Source organism: Verminephrobacter eiseniae EF01-2, assembly GCF_000015565.1.
Taxonomy (GTDB): Bacteria; Pseudomonadota; Gammaproteobacteria; order Burkholderiales; family Burkholderiaceae_C; genus Acidovorax; species Acidovorax eiseniae.
In genome coordinates this window covers 2,406,107-2,422,543 of the sequence record NC_008786.1, presented here as the reverse complement: position 1 = coordinate 2,422,543, position 16,437 = coordinate 2,406,107, and the positions used below count along the sequence as shown (strand labels likewise).

Annotated in this window: 15 protein-coding genes; 4 read left to right on the top strand and 11 right to left on the bottom strand. The window is 67.6% G+C overall.

Translation table 11 applies throughout. The features are described from left to right. Window positions 1–8 precede the first annotated feature (8 nt). From VEIS_RS10405 to VEIS_RS10390, 4 genes are all read left to right on the top strand, one after another. The gene (locus VEIS_RS10405) at window positions 9–977 is read left to right on the top strand and encodes a ribokinase (protein ID WP_011809884.1); all 969 of its coding nucleotides are present in this window, start codon (window positions 9–11) and stop codon (window positions 975–977) included. 304 nt (window positions 978–1,281) lie between these two features. Next, window positions 1,282–2,307, top strand: a complete 1,026-nt coding sequence (locus VEIS_RS10400; protein WP_011809883.1) for an ABC transporter substrate-binding protein — start codon at window positions 1,282–1,284, stop codon at window positions 2,305–2,307. 117 nt (window positions 2,308–2,424) lie between these two features. Further along, window positions 2,425–3,279, top strand: a complete 855-nt coding sequence (locus VEIS_RS10395; protein ID WP_011809882.1) for an ABC transporter ATP-binding protein — start codon at window positions 2,425–2,427, stop codon at window positions 3,277–3,279. An 11-nt stretch (window positions 3,280–3,290) separates the two neighbouring features. Continuing rightward, on the top strand, window positions 3,291–4,058 hold the full coding sequence (locus VEIS_RS10390; protein WP_011809881.1) for an ABC transporter permease: 768 nt from the start codon (window positions 3,291–3,293) through the stop codon (window positions 4,056–4,058). Window positions 4,059–4,062: 4 nt separating this feature from the next. Here the strand turns inward: VEIS_RS10390 and VEIS_RS10385 are convergent, their stop codons facing one another. The 11 genes from VEIS_RS10385 to rhaI form a co-directional block, all read right to left on the bottom strand. Continuing rightward, window positions 4,063–4,986 (bottom strand): hypothetical protein, encoded by a 924-nt coding sequence (locus tag VEIS_RS10385; protein WP_011809880.1) that lies wholly within the window; start codon window positions 4,984–4,986, stop codon window positions 4,063–4,065. Between the two features lie 250 nt (window positions 4,987–5,236). Then, the gene (locus VEIS_RS30460; protein WP_011809879.1) at window positions 5,237–7,534 is read right to left on the bottom strand and encodes a fatty acid desaturase; all 2,298 of its coding nucleotides are present in this window, start codon (window positions 7,532–7,534) and stop codon (window positions 5,237–5,239) included. 14 nt (window positions 7,535–7,548) lie between these two features. Then, window positions 7,549–9,030, bottom strand: a complete 1,482-nt coding sequence (locus tag VEIS_RS24725) for an FGGY-family carbohydrate kinase (protein WP_011809878.1) — start codon at window positions 9,028–9,030, stop codon at window positions 7,549–7,551. A gap of 39 nt (window positions 9,031–9,069) precedes the next feature. Next, window positions 9,070–9,390 (bottom strand): L-rhamnose mutarotase, encoded by a 321-nt coding sequence (locus VEIS_RS10370; RefSeq protein ID WP_011809877.1) that lies wholly within the window; start codon window positions 9,388–9,390, stop codon window positions 9,070–9,072. Then, window positions 9,387–10,349: an ABC transporter permease gene (locus VEIS_RS10365; protein ID WP_011809876.1), complete on the bottom strand. Its 963-nt coding sequence runs from the start codon at window positions 10,347–10,349 to the stop codon at window positions 9,387–9,389. Before VEIS_RS10365 ends, VEIS_RS10370 begins: the two co-directional genes overlap by 4 nt. After that, window positions 10,346–11,416, bottom strand: coding sequence for an ABC transporter permease (locus VEIS_RS10360; RefSeq protein WP_011809875.1), 1,071 nt, complete (start codon window positions 11,414–11,416; stop codon window positions 10,346–10,348). The genes VEIS_RS10365 and VEIS_RS10360 overlap by 4 nt, the downstream gene beginning before the upstream one ends. Beyond that, window positions 11,413–12,930: a sugar ABC transporter ATP-binding protein gene (locus VEIS_RS10355; RefSeq protein ID WP_011809874.1), complete on the bottom strand. Its 1,518-nt coding sequence runs from the start codon at window positions 12,928–12,930 to the stop codon at window positions 11,413–11,415. Before VEIS_RS10355 ends, VEIS_RS10360 begins: the two co-directional genes overlap by 4 nt. Before the next feature lie 2 nt (window positions 12,931–12,932). After that, window positions 12,933–13,958, bottom strand: a complete 1,026-nt coding sequence (gene rhaS, locus VEIS_RS10350) for a rhamnose ABC transporter substrate-binding protein (RefSeq protein WP_011809873.1) — start codon at window positions 13,956–13,958, stop codon at window positions 12,933–12,935. An 81-nt stretch (window positions 13,959–14,039) separates the two neighbouring features. Then, window positions 14,040–14,723 (bottom strand): substrate-binding domain-containing protein, encoded by a 684-nt coding sequence (locus tag VEIS_RS10345; protein ID WP_332253985.1) that lies wholly within the window; start codon window positions 14,721–14,723, stop codon window positions 14,040–14,042. Continuing rightward, entirely contained in the window at window positions 14,626–15,057 is a 432-nt protein-coding gene (locus VEIS_RS31330) for a substrate-binding domain-containing protein (RefSeq protein ID WP_332253976.1), read from the bottom strand. Before VEIS_RS31330 ends, VEIS_RS10345 begins: the two co-directional genes overlap by 98 nt. A 75-nt stretch (window positions 15,058–15,132) precedes the next feature. Next, window positions 15,133–16,419 (bottom strand): L-rhamnose catabolism isomerase, encoded by a 1,287-nt coding sequence (gene rhaI, locus VEIS_RS10340; RefSeq protein WP_011809871.1) that lies wholly within the window; start codon window positions 16,417–16,419, stop codon window positions 15,133–15,135. Window positions 16,420–16,437: the final 18 nt, after the last annotated feature.

Sequence of the window (16,437 nt, the reverse complement as noted above, 5' to 3'; positions counted from 1 at the left end):
GCCCAACCATGACCACCCCGTGCACCCGCCGCCCGCGCATCGCCGTCGTCGGCAGCCTGAACATCGACCTGGTGCTGCAAGTGCGCCATGCCCCAGGCCCTGGCGAAACCGTGCTCGCCGACGCGCTGCACCTGCTGCCCGGCGGCAAGGGCGGCAACCAGGCCGTGGCCTGCGTCCGCCAGGGCGCGCAGGTGCAGATGTTTGGCCGCATCGGCGACGACGCCCATGGCCGCATCCTGCGCGCCAGGCTCGATGCCGACGGCATAGACCACAGCGGCGTGCAGACCGACCCGAACGCGGACACCGGCATGGCCGCGATCACGGTCGACGCGGCGGCGCAAAACCGCATCGTCGTGGTGCCCGGCGCCAACGGCCGCTTCATGCTCGACACCGACGCACTGCGCGCCAGCCTGCGCCAGGCGCATTGCCTGGTCATGCAGTTCGAGATTCCGCTGCCCCAGGTGCTGGCCGCCGCAGGCCAGGCGCAGGCAGCGGGCTGCCCGGTGCTGCTCAACCCCTCGCCGATGGCGCCGTTGCCGGCATTGCAAGCCCTGCCCGGGGCGCTGTGGCCGCTGGTGGACACGCTGGTCGTCAACGAAGTGGAGGCCGCCGCCCTGGCAGGCAGCGCCGTCGCCACCCCGGCCGATGCGGCCGTGGCGGCGCAAACGCTGTGCGCGCTGGGGCCGGATCGGGTGGTGGTCACGCTGGGCGCGGCAGGCGCAGTGGCCGCCGATGCCGCCGGCTGCCGCCACCACCCGGGCCAAATGGTCGCAGCCGTCGACACCACGGCTGCCGGCGACACCTTTCTCGGCGCACTCGCCGTGGCGCTGGCGCAGCAGCAAGCGCTCGACGCGGCCGTGCGCCAAGGCATACGGGCCGCCACCCTGTGCGTGTTGCAGGCCGGCGCCCAGCCCTCCATTCCGACCCGCGCCGCCGTAGCGCAAAGCCCGCAGCCGCCGGACTGGATTCGGCTGTGATCTGCGCGCCCGGCAGCCCCACAGCCCGGATCGTTGCAGCCCACGCCAGACCAGCGGCGCTCCGCACCTCGGTCTGCGCCGTCGTCGTCCCGCACACCGCGCGCTGCCCGGTGCGCAGCGCCGGCGCTCGGGCCTGGCCGCATTGCCGCACAACGCCGCACACCGCCGCGCGCAGCCGTTGCGCCGTTGGCGCTGGTGCGCTGGCACGCAAGCCGGCATCGTTCTTGCTCAGGTCTTGCTCCCCGGGCCGGGCGGCTGTGTAAACCCGGTCGCCCGCCCTGCCCTTGCACACCACCGTAGCCCCATGAAGAAACGATCGTTCCTGCAATCGGCCGCATGGCTGGCCGCCGCCGGCATGGCCCCGCTGGCGCAAGCGCAAACCCCGATCCGGTTCCAGCTCGACTGGCGTTTCGAGGGCCCTTCGGCGCTGTTTCTGCTGCCGGTGGCCAAGGGCTATTTCAAGGCCGCCGGTCTGGATGTGACGGTGGATGCGGGCAATGGCTCGGGCGGCGCGGTGCAGCGCGTGGCATCGGGCAGCTACGACATGGGTTTTGCCGACATGGCTGCGCTGATGGAGTTTCACGCCAACAACCCGGATGCGCCGAACAAGCCGGTGGCGGTGATGGTGGTCTACCACGACACGCCGGCCTCGGTGCTGGCGCTGAAAAAAAGCGGCATCCGCAAGCCCGCCGACCTGGCCGGCAAGCGGCTGGGCGCTCCGGTGTTCGACGCCGGCCGGCGCGCTTTCCCGATCTTCCAGAAGGCCAACCAGTTGGGCCATGTGCAATGGGTCACGATGGACCCGCCTTTGCGCGAGACCATGCTGCTGCGCGGCGATGTCGACGCTATCACGGGCTTTGGCTTCACCTCGCTGCTGAACCTGCAGGCCCGTGGCGCCAAGGCGGCCGATGTGCTGCTGCTGCCCTATGCCGATTTCGGGGTCCGGTTCTATGGCAACGTGATCATTGCCTCGCCCCGGCTGATCGCGCAGAACCCGGCGGCGATCAAGGCTTTTTTGCAGGCTTTCACCCGGGGTGCCCGGGAGGTGCTGGCCAACCCTGGCGCCGCCATCGACCATGTGAAGGCGCGCGACGGCATCGTCAATGTGCCGCTGGAAATCCGCCGCTTGCAGTTGGCCATCGACAGCGTGATCGACACCCCCGGCGCGCGTGCCGAGGGTTTTGGCCAGGTGCAGGCCGCGCGCCTGGCGCTGATGGCCTCGCAGGTCTCGGATGCGTTCGGCACCAAGACCCGGGTCCAGGCCGATGCGATGTGGAACGCCAGTTTTCTGCCCGACGCGGCGCAACGCAACATCCTGCCCGGCAAGTAGCCGCCATCCCGCCATCCCACCCCATCCCATCCCACCATCTCCCCATTGCACCGTTCGTTCGATGGCTGCATGCGCCTCGTTTCCATGCGCCTGCGAGCGTCCTGAGCAACCACATCGATGCCCGCTACCGACCCCTGTTTCGTCGATTTCCGCGATGTCTGGCTGGCCTACGGCCAGGGGTTGCGCGGGCCGTTTGCCGTCGAGGCCATCGACTTGCAGGTGCCCCAGGGCGCGTTCAGCGCCATCGTCGGCCCTTCGGGCTGCGGCAAGTCGACCTTCATGAAGCTGGCCACGGGCCTGCAACTGCCATCGCGGGGCCGGATCCTGATCGACGGTCGCGCCGTGACCGGGCCGCTGAAGATATCGGGCATGGCTTTTCAGGCGCCGTCGCTGCTGCCCTGGCGCAACATACTCGACAACGTGCTGCTGCCGCTGGAGATCGTCGAGCCCTACCGCAGCCAGTTCAAGCAGCAGCGCCGGGCCTACGCAGAGCGCGCGCGCCAGTTGCTGCACAAGGTGGGCCTGGCCGGCCATGAGGAGCGATTCCCCTGGCAGCTTTCGGGCGGCATGCAGCAACGCGCCAGCATCTGCCGCGCGCTGATCCATGAGCCCAGGCTGCTGCTGCTCGACGAGCCTTTCGGCGCGCTCGATGCGTTCACCCGCGAAGAGCTGTGGTGCATCTTGCGCGACCTGTGGAGCGAGCAGCGCTTTACCGTGATCCTGGTCACGCATGACCTGCGCGAGTCGGTGTTTCTGGCCGATACCGTGTATGTGATGAGCCCAGGCCCGGGCCGCTTCGTCCTGCGCCAGCAGATTGCATTGCCCCGCCCGCGCGAACTGGAGATCACCTACACGCGGGAATTCAGCAGCATCGTGCACGATTTGCGCGGCCATATCGGCGCGCTGCGCCAGACCGGCGCGCCGATGCAGCCGATGCAGCCGGTGCCGCCGATGCCGCCGATGCCGCAATGAGGCCCCTGCCCATGCACAGCAAAACCCTGGAACGTTGGTCGCCGTGGCTCCTGCTGCTCGGCACCACCGTGCTGTGGCAGATCATCTGCTCGGTGTTCGAGGTCTCCGAATTCATCTTCCCCAGCCCCTGGGCCATTGCCACGCAACTGGCAGAGTTCGGCAGCGTGATCGCGGGCCATGCCTGGCGCACCTTGTGGGTCACGCTGGCCGGGTTTGGCCTGGCCATCGTCGTCGGGGTGCTGCTGGGTTTCGTGATCGGCAGTTCGCGCCTGGCCTATGCCGCGCTGTACCCGCTGATGACGGCTTTCAACGCGCTGCCCAAAGCCGCGCTGGTGCCCATTTTCGTGGTCTGGTTCGGCATTGGCGCAGGCCCGGCCATCCTGACGGCGTTTCTGATCAGTTTCTTTCCGATCATGGTCAACGTCGCCACGGGCCTGGCCACGCTGGAGCCGGAGTTGCAAGACGTGCTGCGCGTGCTCGGCGCCACGCGCCGGGACCTGCTGCTCAAGGTGGGCCTGCCGCGCTCGCTGCCGTACTTTTTTGGCGCGCTGAAGGTGGCGATCACGCTCGCCTTCGTGGGCACCACGGTGTCGGAGATGACGGCGGCCAACGAGGGCATAGGCTATCTGTTGATCAGCGCCGGCGCATCGATGCAAATGGGCCTGGCCTTTGCCGGGCTGATCGTGGTGGGCGCGCTGGCGATGGCGATGTATGCGCTTTTTCACGCCATCGAAACCCGCACCACGGCTTGGGCGCACCGGGGCGCGCAGGGCCGGTAGGGAGTCAGGCGGCCGGGCGCGCAGTGTCTTGCTGCACCTGGGCAAACAGCGCGCGTATCAGGTCTTTGTAGATCAGCGCCTGGGCATAGCGGTCGGATTCTTCGACCAGGCGGCCCTGTGTGTCGGGCCAGCAGCGCGCGTAGTAGTAGGCGCCGGACAGCAGTTCGGGCGCAAACACCAGCACGTCGCCCGCGCCCGCGTGTTGCACGAAACCCCGGATGGCGTGGCTCCACAAGGCGCAAAAATGCGCCAGAAAATCACACTGCCCGTGGGCCTGCGGGGGTCTTCGGGCCAGTTCAGCGGTGATCGGCACCTGCATGCAGCCGGGGCTGGCGATGCGCCCGTGCAAAAAGCCGGTGCGGGCAAAGATGGGCTCCATGAAGGCCAGCTTTGCCGGCCAGTCGCCGTAGGTCATTTCCTGGCCGCAGTAGTAGTGGCTGAAGTCGCCGTTCAAGCGCAGTTCGGGAAAGCGCCGCACCAGTTGCACCGTGCGCCACAGGTCTTGCGTGATCGTTGCGCGGTGGGTTTCCAGAAAGACCGCAAAGCGGTGCTTGTCGGCAGCCGTCAGCAGCGCCTCCACCAGGCGGCTGGCCTGGGCATCGTCTTCCAGGCCAGTGCCGGCGTGCAGCGTCAGACAGCGGTCGCCGCGCGCGACATGGCGCGCCACGATGGCATCGGCCTGCGCGGGCTGGTCGATGCGGCTGGCTCCGCAATGGGGCAAGCAGGTCTGCGGCTGCGCCGGGCCGTCGTCGGTGCGCTGCACGCCTTCGAAGCCGTCCCTGGCCAGCAACGCATCGCGGGCCTGCGGGTCGAGCCGGTCGGCGTGCGACCACAGGCTGTCGGCGCGCAGATCAAGCAAGGTGTCCAGGTTCAGGTAGACGCGCAGCTTGGGCGCATCGGCGCTGCCGTCGTTGAAAAAGCCGCTCATTGGGGTACCTTCGCTTCGGTTGCGGTATCAGCGCCTTCGGGTGGCCGTGCGGTGCTCACTGGGGGACCTTCGCCTTCGGCTGCGGTATGAGCACCTTCGGGTGGCCGTGCGGTGCTCACTGGGGGACCTTCGCCTTCGGCTGCGGTATGAGCACCTTCGGGCGGCCGTGCGGTGATCACTGGGGTGCCTTCGCCTTCGGCTGCGGTATGAGCACCTTCGGGCGGCCGTGCGGTGCTCAGCCCGGGCCGGATCAAAACTCGTCATAGGCGATCTGCTGCCCGGGCACATCCAGCGCCCCGAGCATCCCGCAGCAGGCCCGGACCATCGCCGGGGGGCCGCACAGATAGTATTCACAGGCCCGGGGGTCGGGGTGGGTGCGCAGGTATTGCTGCAACACCACCTGATCGACAGGCCCGGTCAGGCCCGTCCATGCGTCTTGCGCCAGCGGGGCCGACAGGGCCAGGTGAAAGCTGAAGTTGCTGTGCTTCTGCGCCAGCGCGCCGAACAGATCGTCATAAAACAGCTCTTGGCGCGAGCGGGCGCCGTACCAGAAGCTGATTTTGCGCGCGCTGTTTTCCGTCTCCAGCAGATGCGACAGATGCGCCCGCAGCGGCGCCATGCCGGCGCCCCCGCCGATGTAGACCATCTCGCGCCGGGTGGGCTTGATGTGAAAGTCGCCAAACGGGCCGATGGCCGTGACCTGGTCGCCCGGCTTGAGCGCAAACATGTAGGCCGAGCCTATGCCCACCGGGCAGTCCTGGCCGGCAGGCGGTGTGGCGATGCGCACATTCAGGCGCAGCGGGCGCTCCAGTGCGGCGTTGCTGGCCAGCGAGTAGTTGTTGCGCCTGGCGGCAGCAGGCTCCTGGTGCCGTGCCACCAGATCGAACAGGCCCTGCTCTTTCCAGGCTTGCGCGTAGGGCGCGGGAACGTCGAGGTCGCGCAGCGCAATCTCGCCATAGGCGGGGATGTCCAGTTGCAGGTAATCCCCGGGGACGAAGGCCAGGCTCTGCGCGGGATCGACGGGCTCCAATACCAACTCCTTGATGAAGGTGGCGACATGGCGGCTGCCCAACACCCGCAGCGCATGGCTGCCGGGCTTGCGCGCACCGGCGCCGCCGGCTTGCAGCACATTCAGGCACAGGCGGCCGGCCCGCTCTTGCAGCGGATAGGTGGCCAGGCCCCGGCAGACCGGCGCGCGCGCGGGCGAGCCGTCGGTCAGGTTGAAGCGGCCATTGTGCTTGGGGCATTCGATGACGCTGCCCTTGACCAAGCCGTCGGCCAAGTGGTTGTTGCCATGGGTGCAAATGCCGTCGGTGGCATACAGCGCGCCGCTGTCGGTGCGCACCAGGGCGTAGGTTTTTCTGTCGTGGTCGAAGCGCCGCGCTTCGGCCCGGCGCAGGTCGGACGCAGCCCCCGCATCCACCCAGCCCTGGGCATCGGCCGGGCCTGTGCTGCGGCAGCCCGGCGGCGGCTCTGCCGGCTTGGGCGCTGGCGCGGCGGGCAGCGGCCGCCGGACATGGTAGTCGGGGTCTTTGGTCTGGCGCAGCACGGCCGGCAGTATTTCGCGCCAGGCCTGCGCGATCGAGCGGTATGGCGGCGGGCAGTCGTCCTTGATCAGCTCGTGCAGACGCGGCAATGCGTGGTACGGGACCAGCGGGTACTGGTGGTGCTCTACGTGGTAGTTCATGTTCCAGTAGATGAAGCGGCTCAGCGGATTCATGTAGACCGTGCGGCAGTTGAGCCTGTGGTCGAGCGTGTCTTCTGCCAGCCCGGCGTGTTGCGTGGTGTTGTGCACGATCATCAGCCAGTTGCCGAACAGGTGCGGCAGGATGATCAGGAAGATCGGCCCCCAGCTTTGCAGCAGCAGCGCGGCCAGCACAGTGGCGCCATGGATGGCCAGCACGATGCGGGCGTTGCGGTACGCCTTGGGAAATTCGCTGGCCGGAATGAAGGTCTTTTCCGCGTCCGTCATCTGCCCGCCGGCGTGGCGCAGCAGGCTGGGAAAGTAGCTGCGGTAGGTGCCGATGTTGAAAACGCTCAGGCACAGCGCGCGCAGGTCGGGCGGGCGCGTGACCTGGATTTCCGGGTCCCGCCCGACGATCAGCGTGTCGCTGTGGTGGCGGTTGTGGCTCCAGCGCCAGACCACCGACTCGCGCATGACCATGAAAGAGGCGATCTCGTACAGCGCATCGTTCATCCAGTCGGTCTTGAACGCTGTGCCGTGGCTGGTTTCATGCCAGCGCGAATCCGAGGCCGTGGCGTACAGCACCGCATACGCCATGTAGGGCAGCAGCGCCCACCAGGAGCCCCACAACGCCAGGCTGGCCCAGGCGGTCAGCAACAACAGGGCGAACCACAGCATGGTGTCGCGCAGGGCCGGGCCGTCGCGGCGTTCGAGCAGTGCGCGCAGCCGATCGCGCGCGACCGGGCTTTGGTACCACTGGGCTTCGGCCAGACCCCGTTCGATGGCCAGCCTGGCATTCAGCCCGGTCAGGGAGTAGTCGGGATAGCGCGCAGGGGCCGCGCCGCAACTGCTGTCTGTGCTCATTTTTGCCAACCTTCTCAGGAGAAATTCAACGCTTGCAGCCAATGCTGATGGTAGGCCGCGATGCCGGGCAGCGGCACGCGGGCGAGCGGCTCCAGCAGCGCGGCATGGGCGACATGGACCAGGCCCCAGGCGCCCTTGGCCGTGCCTTCGACGCTGTCCGCATTGGTGTGGCAGGCCACGCCGGGCAGCAGCGCTTGCAGCGCCAGCAGGTAGTTGCGATTGCGCGCGAGCGGGCCTTCGACGATCACCGTGCCGGCTCCCGGCGCATCCGCCGTGCCGGCTGCGCCCGGCACATTCCAGAGCGCGCAGATCGACCAGCAACTCATCTGCGCGCAGTACATGGCGGCCAGTGCGGCGCGCTGGCGCGCGGTCAGGGCCTGGGCCAGCGGCGTCGTCAGGCGCTGGCCTTGGCGCAGCACGAAACCCTGGCGCGCGGCAAAGGGGCCGCCCTGGGAGGCGAAGGACGGCACAGCGTGCAGTGGCCCGTCGATCAGCGCTTGCAGATCGGCCCCATCGGCCACGCCGGCCCCATCGGCCGCATCGGCGCTGGCGCCGTCGAGCAGGCAGGCGAACTCGCGCCCGCCCATGAAACGGGCGGTAGGGGTGATGCGGCCCATGACGTCGACATTCGCCAGCATGTCCTGGTGGGCGACCAGATGGCGGGCCGACGCGCCGGGCGCCATCAGCACGGTCCAGGTGCCGGAGGTCACCAGCGTGAGTGCCGGCCCGCTGTGGCGCTGCCGGTCCGGGCGCAGCAGATAGAGGTAGCGCGCCAGGCAGGCATTGCTGTCGTGCACGCCGACATGCACCTGCGCCGCAGGGGGCAGCCCCCACTGCTGCGCCACATCGGCGCGCACCGGGCCCAGGCGCTCGTGCGCCCAGCGCAGCGGGGCGAACAACGGCGCCCAGCCCCGGGCCACGGCCAGACTGGAAAAAGTGCCCCGGTGCGGGTTCCACAGGTGGCTGTGGCAGCCCAGCGCAGACCGTTCGCTGCTGGCCACGCCGCTGAGCAGCCAGGCCCAGTACTGGGCATACGGCATCAGGCAGCGCGTGCGGCGCCAGGCAGCGGGGTGGGTGTTTTGCAGCCACCAGAGCTGGCGCGCCGCGTTCAAGCCGCCCGGCAGATCGGGCGACAGGGTTTCGCGAAAGTCGCAGCCGGCGGCAAAGACCTGCGCCGCTGCGCCATCCAGGGCCAGCTCGAACTCATAGTCCAGCGGCTCCCAGGCCAGGCCGGCGCCGTCCAGCGCCACCAGCGCGGCGCCATGGGTGGAGGCGATCACATGGCCGCAGCGCCGGGCATTGGCGCAGCCGCGCAAGGTGGTCTGCATCCACTGCGCCAGGCCCTGCACATCGAGCGCCGGATAACCCAGCGCCGCCGTCACGCTGGCGTTGGCACGGCTGTGCTGCTCCAGCACCGCGCCATCGGCATCGAACAGCAGCAGCTTGGCGTTGCTCTTGCCAATGTCGATGACCAGGGTCAGGTCCAGCGCGTCCATGGCGGGTCGGTCTCCTCGGTGCGTCGGTGCGTCCGTGCCTCAATCCATATGGAACATGCAGGGCAGCGGCTCCACGATCGGCGTGCCATCGGTGCCGTAGCGCATGATGTCTGCCATATGGGCCCACCAGCGCCGCATCACCGGGTGCGCCGGCAGCGCGTCCATGCCATGCGCCCGGCTGCGCCGCAGCGTCGCGAACAGCACATGGTGTTCCTGGTCGAGATAAATGCTGTAGTCACTGACCCCGGCGGCGCGCAGCAGCGCGGACAGTTCGGGCCAGATGGCAGCGTGGCGCCGCTGGTATTCGGCCGCGCAGCCGGGAATGAGGAACATGCGAAAAGCCACTTTTTCGGTACTCATCTGAAAGCTCCCCGGCGCCGGAACAGGCGCGGCAACACCATCGCGGCAATCAGCACCATGCCGACCACCATCGACATCACGATGCCGGTCACATTCGCCCGGCCCATGCCGAAGGTGAGCAGGCCCAGCAGCAGCACCGCCAGCATGGTGCCGACGATGCTGCCGCGCCCGCCTTCGATGGCCACGCCGCCCAGGATCACCATCGTGATCGCGTCCAGTTCCCAGCCCAGCGCGATGTTCGGGCGCGTGCTGCCGATGCGCCCGGTCAGCAAAATCGCGGCCACCGCAGCCATCAGGCCGGCGAACACGAACAAGGCCAGGCGGTAGCGGTCCACCTCGATACCGGAAAAGCGCGCCGCCACCGGATTGGCGCCAATGGCGTAGATGCGCCGGCCCATGATGGTCCGGTGCAGGAACAAGCCCACCGCCAGCGCAAACAGCAGCAACAGCACGAACTCGATCGGGATGCCAAGCCAGGGCAGGCCCAGCAGTTCGCCCAGATAGGCGTAGCCCAGCGTGGAGAAAATTTCCGGGTAACCCGAGATCGACTGGTTGCCCAGGGCCACCAGGGCCAGGCCGCGGTACAGCGAGAGCGTGCCGATGGTGACCACGATCGATGGCAGTTGGTAGCGCGTGACCAGCAGGCCATTGACGGCGCCGGCCAGCATGCCGGTGAGCAACGCCGCCGCAGCAATGCCCCAAGGCCCGAAGCCGGCGCGCAGGCCGTAGCCCATGGCCAGCGAGCTGAGCGCCAGGATGGCGGCGATCGACAAATCGATTTCGCCACAGACGATGAGCAGCGCCAGCGCCAGCGCCAGCAGCCCCTTTTCGCTGAAGTTGAAGCTGCTGTCGGCCAGGTTCTCGGCGTTGATGAAGCCCGGCTGCAGGCTGCCGAAGAGCACCAGCAACAGCACCAGCAAGGCCAGCAGCACGCGCTCCCAAAGGCCCCATACCGTCATGCCAAGCCCCTTGGATCGGCGGCCTGCGGTTGCAGAATCTGCCGCACCGCGCGCCGCTGCACGCCAGCGTTCAGCGTCACGGAGACCAGGATCACCGCGCCCGATATCGCCTGCTGCCAAAAGGGCGAGACCTGAATCACCGACAGCGCGCTGTTGACCACGCCGATGAACAGCACCCCCAGCGCCGCGCCCGCCACGGTGCCGATGCCGCCGCCGATGCTCACGCCGCCAATCACGCAGGCCGCCACCACCGTCAGTTCATAGCCTGCCGCCAGTTCGGTGTAGGCAATCGAATAGCGCCCCACCCAGAGCAGCCCGGCCAGGCCGGCCAACATGCCCGAGAGCGTGTAGACCAGCCGCAGCCGCGCCAGCACGGGGATGCCGACATAGGTGGCCGCCTGCGGGTTGCCGCCCAGCGCATAGATTTCGCGGCCTTGCTGGCGCAGTTTCAGGAAGACCGCCCCCAAGGCCAGCACCAGCAGCGCCAGCCAAACCAATGCCGGCAAGCCGAGCCAGACCTGGCGCGGCAGGCCCTTGATCACCGGGTGGATGTCCTGCTCCGAGATCGAGGCGCCCTGGCTGGCGACGAAAATGGCGCCACGGTAAGCCGTCAGCGTGCCCAGCGTGACCACGATGGGCGGCAAATCAAAGCCGGTGATGAGCCAGCCATTGAGGCTGCCCAGCAGCGCCCCGACGGCCAGCGCGACGGCGATCAGCAGCACGATGTTCGCGTCCGCAAACGAGCGCCCCAGCAGCGCGCAGGCCATGCCGGTCAGCGCCAGGTTCGAGGCCACCGACAGGTCGATGCCGCGCGTGAGCAGCACCAGCATCTGCCCCATCACCAGGATGGCCAGGATGGCCGAGTCGTTGGCAATGTCCAGGCCGTTGCGCCAGGTCAGGAACACCGGCGCCCTGACGCCGACGGCCAGCACGATCACGACGATGATCGACAGCAGCAGCCACTCACGGCGCAGGTCGCGCAGCCATTGCAGCGGCGCACCGCGCAGCAAATCACGCGGCAAGTCACACAGCAAGTCACGCAGCGAGCGGCGCAGGCGCGGGTTCATGCGGCCACCTGCCGATCCGCCGGGCTGCCCACCAGGCCCGAGGCCGCAGCCACGATCGCCTCGGCATCGATCTGCTGCTGCGCAAACTCGGCCACTTGCAGCCCCCGGCGCATGACGATCACGCGGTGCGCCAGGTGCATCACCTCGGACAGTTCGGAGGACACCAAAATCACGGCCAGCCCCTGGCCGACCATCTCGGCAATCAATTGGTAGACCGCCTGCTTGGCGCCCACATCGATGCCCTTGGTCGGCTCATCGAGAATCACGATTTTCGGCTCCAGCCCGAGCCATTTGGCGATCACCACTTTCTGCTGATTGCCCCCCGACAGGCCCGACAGCGGCATCCGGGGCGACTCGATCTTGATGCGCAGCCGCTCGACCATGCGCCGGCACAGCGCCGACTCCTTGCGGGCCGACAGCCAGGGGCCGGTGGCAAAGCGCGCCAGGCCCGCCAGGCTGATGTTGGCCTGCACCGAAAAATCCAGGATGCCGCCCTGGCGCTGGCGCTCCTCGGGCACATAGGCAATGCCGGCGGCAATCGCCGCGCCGGGCCGCCGGGTGTCGAGCTTTTGGCCCAGCACCTGCACCTGGCCGCTGGCCTGGGGGTTCAGGCCCATGATGGCCAGCATGGCCTGGCTGCGCCCTGCACCGATCAGGCCGTAAAAGCCCAGAATTTCGCCGCGCCGCAGCTCGAAGTTCAGGTTCTGAAATTGCGTCGGGTGCGACAGTTGCCGCACCCGCAACACCGGCTCGCCGGGCGTGGAATGGATCTGCGGGTAGATCTGGTCGATCGCGCGGCCGGCCATCAGGCGCAGCAGTTCCTGCTCGCTGGCCTCGGCCATGGCGCCGCTGCCGACCACCGCGCCGTCGCGCAGCACCAGGTAGCGGTCGGCCAAGGCAAAAATCTCGTCGAACTTGTGGCTGATGAAAATCACGCCCGCGCCCTGCGCGCGCAGCTTGCGCACGATGCCGTAGAAGTCCCGTATCTCGGTCTGCGACAGCGCGGCGGTAGGCTCGTCCAGAATCACCACCCGGGCCTTTTGCGACAGCGCGCGGGCAATCTCCACCAGATGGCGCTCGGCCAGGCTCAGGTCCTTGACCAGGGTGCGGGCGCCAAAGCGCGCGCCGATGTCCGTCAGCGCCGCCTGGGCCTGCGCGTTCATCGCCGGCCAGTCGACGAAAGAGCCGCGCAGCAGATGGCGGCCCATGAAGATGTTCTCGGCCACGCTGAGCTCCTCGAACATCACCGTCTCCTGGTGCACGGCCAAAATGCCGGCGGCCTGCGCGGCATGGGCGTTGGCAAACTGCTGCGCCACGCCTTGCAGCCGGATGCTGCCCGCGTCCATCGGCACCACGCCGGTGAGCAGTTTGACCAGCGTCGACTTGCCGGCGCCGTTCTCGCCCACCAGGGCCAGCACCTGGCCGCAGTGCAGGTCCAGATCGACAGCGCACAGCGCATGGGTCGCGCCGTAGCTTTTGTGCACCCCGCGCAAACTCAGCAGCAGCTCGGACATGCTCAGAATATCTTGGCGAATTTCTCGACGTTGCTGGCGTCGTAAGTGAACGGCTCGGCCATCGCCGCCTCACTGTTGGCGTCCAGCACCACGCTGCCGACCCGGCCCAGCGACACCTTGTCGCCCGGCTTGCCGGTGAACTTGCCCGCGATGAGCTGGCTGGCAGCCTGGATCGAGGAATAGCCCAGGTCGATCGGGTTCCAGATGGCAAAGGACTTGACCGCGCCGTTCTTGACATGGCCGGCCATCTCGGACGGCAGACCCAGGCCGGTCACATACACCGAGCCGACCTTCTTCTCGTCCTGCACGGCCTTGGCCGCCGCCGCCACGCCAATGGTGGTGGGCGCAATGATGGCCTTCAGGTTCGGGTAGCTCTTGAACAGGCCCTGGGTTTCGCGGTAGCTCTTGTCGATCTGGTCATCGCCGTAGGCCACGCTGACCAGTTTCAGCCCCTTGTAGGCCGGCCGGGCCAGCACCTTCCGGATTTCTTCGATCCAGATGTTCTGGTTCGTGGCCTGGGCCGTGGACGAGACGACGGCAATCTCGCCGCTGTCGCCTATCGCCTGCTGCGTCAGTTGCACCAGTTTTTCACCGATCAGCGCGTTGCTCGACGGGCTCAGATGCATCATGCGGCCGTCCTTGCGCACGCCGGAGTCGAACGACAGCACCTTGATGCCGCGCCCCATGGCGCGCTTGAGCGACGGCGCCAGCGCATCGGGGTCATTGGCCGAGATGACGATGGCGGCGACCTTTTGCGAAATCAGCGCGTTGATGATCTCGATCTGGCCCTCGGCCGTGGATTTGGCCGGGCCGGTATAGATGATCTCGATGTTCTTGATCTCTTTGGCCGCCTCCTGCGCGCCCTGGTTCACGGCGTCGAAAAACCCGTTGCCCAGGCTTTTGACAACCACGGCAATCTTGTCTGCGGCCAGCGCCGGGCTGGCCAGCGCGGCGCCCCATGCCACGGCCTGCAAGGCCGCCAGCGCGGTCGCCCGCAGGGTTTTCAGTGGTTTCTTCTTCATCATCATCCGTGTCTCCAACGTTGTCATGGAACAGGCATGGCCATCAGGCTGGATGGCCGGATTCGATCGTGCCGGGGGCAGACATGCTCAAAAGATCTTGGCGAATTTCTCGACATTGCTGGCGTCGTAAGTGAACGGCTCGGCCATCGCCGCCTCACTGTTGGCGTCCAGCACCACGCTGCCGACCCGGCCCAGCGACACCTTGTCGCCCGGCTTGCCGGTGAACTTGCCCGCGATGAGCTGGCTGGCAGCCTGGATCGAGGAATAGCCCAGGTCGATCGGGTTCCAGATGGCAAAGGACTTGACCGCGCCGCTCTTGACATGGCCGGCCATCTCGGACGGCAGACCCAGGCCGGTCACATACACCGAGCCGATTTTCTTCTCGTCCTGCACGGCCTTGGCCGCCGCCGGAACGGCCATGGAGACGGGCGCAATGATGGCCTTCAGGTTCGGGTAGCTCTTGAACAGGCCCTGGGTTTCGCGGTAGCTCTTGTCGATCTGCTCATCGCCGTAGACCACGCTGACCAGTTTCAGCCCCTTGTAGGCCGGCCGGGCCAGCACCTTGCGGATTTCTTCGATCCAGATGTTCTGGTTCGTGGCCTGGGCCGTGGACGAGACGATGGCAATCTCGCCGCTGTCGCCTATCGCCTGCTGCGTCAGTTGCACCAGTTTTTCACCGATCAGCGCATCGTTCGCCGCGCTCAGGTGCATCATGCGGCCGTCCTTGCGCACGCCGGAGTCGAACGACAGCACCTTGATGCCGCGCCCCATGGCGCGCTTGAGCGACGGGCGCCAGCGCATCGGGGTCATTGGCCGAGATGACGATGGCGGCGACCTTTTGCGAGATCAGCGCGTTGATGATCTCGATCTGGCCCTCGGCCGTGGGTTTGGCCGGGCCGGTGTAGATGATCTCGATGTTCGAGAGCTCTTTGGCCGCCTCCTGTGCGCCCTGGTGCACGGCGTCGAAAAAGCGGATGCCCAGGCTTTTGACGAGCACGGCAATCTTGTCTGCGGCCAGCGCCGGGCTGGCCAGCGCGGCGCCCAATGCCACGGCCTGCAAGGCCGCCAGCGCGGTCGCCCGCAAGGTCTTTGGTGGTTTTTCCATCATCCGTGTCTCCAACGTTGTCATGGAACCGGCATGGCCGTCGGACCGGCGCCGATCGTGCCGCTGCCGGGCGCCTCAAACGATGCCGCCGCCGCTGCCCGCGCTGGCCGGGCGGTCTTTGGCCACCCGCTGGCGGTAGCCGCTGGCGCGGTAGACAGCCACCGGGTCGATGGCGCCGCCCGCGTCCAGGCGCACCCGTTGCAGGATCGGGGTGACATCGGTCTCGAAGCCGCGCTTGAGCGTCTGGCTGGCCAGCAGCGCATCGTTGGCCTGCTGCGCGGCATCGAGCAGGCTGCGCTCGACGATCAGCGCCTGGGCGTAGCTGCGCTGCACCTGGGCGGCACTGGTCATCAGGCTCTCGATCGGGTCGGTGACGTTGTGGCTCTGGTCGAGCATGTAGGCCGGCTCGAAGGCCAGTTTCTCATGCGCTGCCGCCACCAGTTCGTTGAACACCAAAAACAACCGGTAGGGCGCGATGCTGCCAGCGTCCAGGTCATCATCGCCGTACTTGCTGTCATTGAAATGAAAACCCGCCAATTTGCCTGCGGCGATCAGGCGCGCGACGATCATCTCGATATTCACGTTCGGGGCGTGGTGCCCCAAGTCCACCAGGCATTGCGCCTTCGGGCCCAGCGCGCTGGCCGCCAGGTAGCTGGAGCCCCAGTCCTGGATCACGGTGCCGTAGAACGCCGGCTCGCAGATCTTGTGCTCGACAAACATGCGCCAATCGTCCGGCAGGGCCGCATAAATCTGGCGCGCGCTGTCCAGATAGCGCTCGAAGGCGCGGCGCAAATGCTGCTGGCCCGGAAAGTTGCTGCCGTCGCCCACCCACACCGTCAGCGCCTTGCTGCCGATGCGCTGGCCAATGGCCACGCATTCGATGTTGTGCGCCACGGCCTGGGCCCGGGTGCCGGCATCCGTGTGGCTCAGGCTGCCGAACTTGTAGCTGTGCGCCTGGCCGGGCTGGTCGGAAAAGGTATTCGAGTTGATCGCGTCGAAGCCCAGGCCGTAGCCATCGGCGACGGCGCGCAGCGCGGGCCAATCGCTGCACTGGTCCCACGGGATATGCAGCGACACGCCGGGGGTGGCGCGGGCCAACTGCCAGATCACGCCGCAGTCTTGCAGCTTGTCGAACACATTGCGCGGCTCGCCCGGGCCGGGAAAGCGCGCAAACCGGGTGCCGCCGGTGCCCACGCCCCAACTGGGGATGGCCACGCCAAAGGCCGCGACTTTCTGGCGCACCGCATCGATGTCGATATGGCGCCGCGCCAGTTGCTCGCCCAGGTGCTCGTAGTCGCTGGCCACATGGCGCAGCAGGCGGTGGTTGTGGTCTTGGATCAGACCGGGGTCCAGCACTGTCATGCCTTGTCTCCGCACGTC

Coding starts and splice junctions, on each gene's coding strand:
- VEIS_RS10405 (WP_011809884.1), top strand. CDS start 9: ATGACCACCCCGTGCACCCGCCGCCCGCGCATCGCCGTCGTCGGCAGC.
- VEIS_RS10400 (WP_011809883.1), top strand. CDS start 1,282: ATGAAGAAACGATCGTTCCTGCAATCGGCCGCATGGCTGGCCGCCGCC.
- VEIS_RS10395 (WP_011809882.1), top strand. CDS start 2,425: ATGCCCGCTACCGACCCCTGTTTCGTCGATTTCCGCGATGTCTGGCTG.
- VEIS_RS10390 (WP_011809881.1), top strand. CDS start 3,291: ATGCACAGCAAAACCCTGGAACGTTGGTCGCCGTGGCTCCTGCTGCTC.
- VEIS_RS10385 (WP_011809880.1), bottom strand. CDS start 4,986: ATGAGCGGCTTTTTCAACGACGGCAGCGCCGATGCGCCCAAGCTGCGC.
- VEIS_RS30460 (WP_011809879.1), bottom strand. CDS start 7,534: ATGAGCACAGACAGCAGTTGCGGCGCGGCCCCTGCGCGCTATCCCGAC.
- VEIS_RS24725 (WP_011809878.1), bottom strand. CDS start 9,030: ATGGACGCGCTGGACCTGACCCTGGTCATCGACATTGGCAAGAGCAAC.
- VEIS_RS10370 (WP_011809877.1), bottom strand. CDS start 9,390: ATGAGTACCGAAAAAGTGGCTTTTCGCATGTTCCTCATTCCCGGCTGC.
- VEIS_RS10365 (WP_011809876.1), bottom strand. CDS start 10,349: ATGACGGTATGGGGCCTTTGGGAGCGCGTGCTGCTGGCCTTGCTGGTG.
- VEIS_RS10360 (WP_011809875.1), bottom strand. CDS start 11,416: ATGAACCCGCGCCTGCGCCGCTCGCTGCGTGACTTGCTGTGTGACTTG.
- VEIS_RS10355 (WP_011809874.1), bottom strand. CDS start 12,930: ATGTCCGAGCTGCTGCTGAGTTTGCGCGGGGTGCACAAAAGCTACGGC.
- rhaS (WP_011809873.1), bottom strand. CDS start 13,958: ATGATGATGAAGAAGAAACCACTGAAAACCCTGCGGGCGACCGCGCTG.
- VEIS_RS10345 (WP_332253985.1), bottom strand. CDS start 14,723: ATGGGGCGCGGCATCAAGGTGCTGTCGTTCGACTCCGGCGTGCGCAAG.
- VEIS_RS31330 (WP_332253976.1), bottom strand. CDS start 15,057: ATGGAAAAACCACCAAAGACCTTGCGGGCGACCGCGCTGGCGGCCTTG.
- rhaI (WP_011809871.1), bottom strand. CDS start 16,419: ATGACAGTGCTGGACCCCGGTCTGATCCAAGACCACAACCACCGCCTG.